Annotated in this window: 4 protein-coding genes; all 4 read left to right on the top strand. The window is 66.7% G+C overall.

Annotation, left to right across the window (positions count from 1 at the left end; genetic code table 11):
- Window positions 1-214 precede the first annotated feature (214 nt).
- The 4 genes from ACIBB8_RS37830 to ACIBB8_RS37815 all read left to right on the top strand — a co-directional run bounded on the left by ACIBB8_RS37830 (window position 215) and on the right by ACIBB8_RS37815 (window position 1,730).
- Complete coding sequence (locus ACIBB8_RS37830; protein WP_398959940.1) at window positions 215-340, top strand: hypothetical protein; 126 nt, start codon at window positions 215-217, stop codon at window positions 338-340.
- Window positions 341-406: 66 nt separating this feature from the next.
- Entirely contained in the window at window positions 407-661 is a 255-nt protein-coding gene (locus ACIBB8_RS37825; RefSeq protein ID WP_398959938.1) for a hypothetical protein, read from the top strand.
- A gap of 254 nt (window positions 662-915) precedes the next feature.
- The gene (locus ACIBB8_RS37820) at window positions 916-1,377 is read left to right on the top strand and encodes a prevent-host-death family protein (RefSeq protein ID WP_398959936.1); all 462 of its coding nucleotides are present in this window, start codon (window positions 916-918) and stop codon (window positions 1,375-1,377) included.
- Entirely contained in the window at window positions 1,374-1,730 is a 357-nt protein-coding gene (locus ACIBB8_RS37815; RefSeq protein WP_398959934.1) for a hypothetical protein, read from the top strand. The genes ACIBB8_RS37820 and ACIBB8_RS37815 overlap by 4 nt, the downstream gene beginning before the upstream one ends.
- Window positions 1,731-1,977: the final 247 nt, after the last annotated feature.

The raw sequence follows: 1,977 nt of genomic DNA, 5'->3' as shown, positions 1-1,977 counted from the left end.
GTTGGGGGCAACCCCTCACGAGTTCGAATCTCGTATCCTCCGCCATTGCTCTCACCGGGCAATACGTCGAAGGGCCCCACCGCTTGCGGTGGGGCCCTTCGACGTTGTCCGTCCCAGTCTGCCTGCGGTGGATCCCCAAGCGCATCGCCGGTCTGATCCGCAACCTTCCGCAGCACCGGCCCGGTGAGGTGCATGGACCTGGGCTGCTCCCCAAATGCGTACCGGACACTGGGCGACCCAGATCACCTACTACCCCGCCAACGGCTCACCAGCCCGCCGCGTCAGCGGCGAATGGGAGTTCGGCTACGCCTTGGAGGGCAGAGCGGTCCTGGATGTCTGACAATGGCCCGGGCGCGAGGAACTCCCCGCCGCAGGTCGCGCTCCGGACCAGGAGTGCGGGCTGTGCGTGCGAATCTGGGATCCACGCCTGCAACTGTGGCGGTTCACCTTCCACGGCACCGCCCACGGCGACCTGGTGCACATGTACGCCCGCCAGATCGACGACGAGATCGTCATGGAGCGCGCCGCCTGCAGCGACCTCATCCGCTGGACCTTCACCGACATCACCGCCGACACCTTCCACTGGCGCAACGAACGATCGACCAGCGGCGGACGCACCTGGCGGCTCGACCAAGAGGTCAGCGCCCGCCGCCTGCGGTGAGATGCCTCGATGCAACGGTCGGGCCCTCCACCGGCAAGGGCACCACGCACGAAGAACACAGGTAGCTCTGGCTGCAGTTTTGGTTGCATTCACCCCCGTCCGGCGACGTTCGGCGCCGGAGAAGCGGGACGGCACACCTCACTCGAAACGTGCCATCGCCGGCAACGGCACAGTTGCGCGAGGATGCCAGGAAAGGGTGGATCCCGAACCCCATCACCTTGACTTCGGAACGTATTCCGAAGTACCTTCATGCCATGTCCACTCTCACCGTGTCGTTCTCTGACTTGTCGAAGAACTCCAAACGGGTCGCTGACACCGTGGAGCAGGCCCAGCGCGTCCACGTCACGCGCCGTGACGGCGAGGACCTCTATCTCACGACCGAGCGTCATGACCGGCAGCGCGAGGAGACCGCAGATGTCACTGCGCGCTTGTTCGCCGCTCTGATCAGCAGCGACGAGGGTGCGCGGGCGGTGCTTCTCGCCCTGCCCACGGTCTTTCCGTGGACCCGGCACCTGTCGGCCGCGGAGGTGCGGGAGTTCGTCGTCGACCTCGTGGACGCCACTCGTGACGCCGTGGAGCTGGACGTCCATGCCACCCTGCACCGGGTCATCGTCGAGTGGCGCGCAACCGCCAGAATCCTGGCGGATCCCGAGCTGACCGCACAGCTCACCAAACCGCTGCAGGGCGAGGACCATGGCGAGGTACTCGCGCCATGAGCCCCAAGCGCGGTGACGAAGTCCCACCGCCACTGATCGGCGATGAGTGGCGGATGCGGTTTGCCACGAACGAAGCAGCCAAGGGATGGGGCGACCTCTGCGCGGAGGCCCCGGGAAACACCCGACGCTGCTTCGAGGCCCTCCGCACCAACCCACTATCCATGAGCGACCCGGATCGGCAGCATCGCCTGCGAGGGCGCCTCGCCACACGAGCGCTGGGCGGCGCCGAGCTGCCGCAGTGGGAGTACGAGGTGACCGCCGGCGGCCGGGTGCGCTACCTCGTGGACGAGCCCGAGCGAACGGTCCTCCTCGTGTACGCCTCCACTCGGCACCCGAAGGACACCGACAGCTAGACCTCACGGACCCGAGACCGCGTCGCGAGACCTCATCACGGTCTCAGTTCTGGTCTCATTCACCGGGGTTCAGCCAGGCTCAAAGGTTCTCCTAGCGGCAACTCCGCCGCAGGCCAGAACACACGCGGACCCGCCTGAATAGCGCCGCGCAGGTTGGGGGCAACCCCTCACGAGTTCGAATCTCGTATCCTCCGCCATTGCTCTCACCGGGCAATACGTCGAAGGGCCCCACCGCTTGCGGTGGGGC

This window comes from Streptomyces sp. NPDC051286 (assembly GCF_044455345.1).
Classification (GTDB): domain Bacteria; phylum Actinomycetota; class Actinomycetes; order Streptomycetales; family Streptomycetaceae; genus Streptomyces.
The sequence above is the reverse complement of the archived record's forward strand: the minus strand, read 5'-3'. Positions and strand labels throughout refer to the sequence as shown.

Excerpts from the sequence above, each read along its gene's own strand:
- ACIBB8_RS37820 (WP_398959936.1), top strand. The coding sequence starts at position 916 with ATGTCCACTCTCACCGTGTCGTTCTCTGACTTGTCGAAGAACTCCAAA.
- ACIBB8_RS37815 (WP_398959934.1), top strand. The coding sequence starts at position 1,374 with ATGAGCCCCAAGCGCGGTGACGAAGTCCCACCGCCACTGATCGGCGAT.
- ACIBB8_RS37830 (WP_398959940.1), top strand. The coding sequence starts at position 215 with ATGCGTACCGGACACTGGGCGACCCAGATCACCTACTACCCCGCCAAC.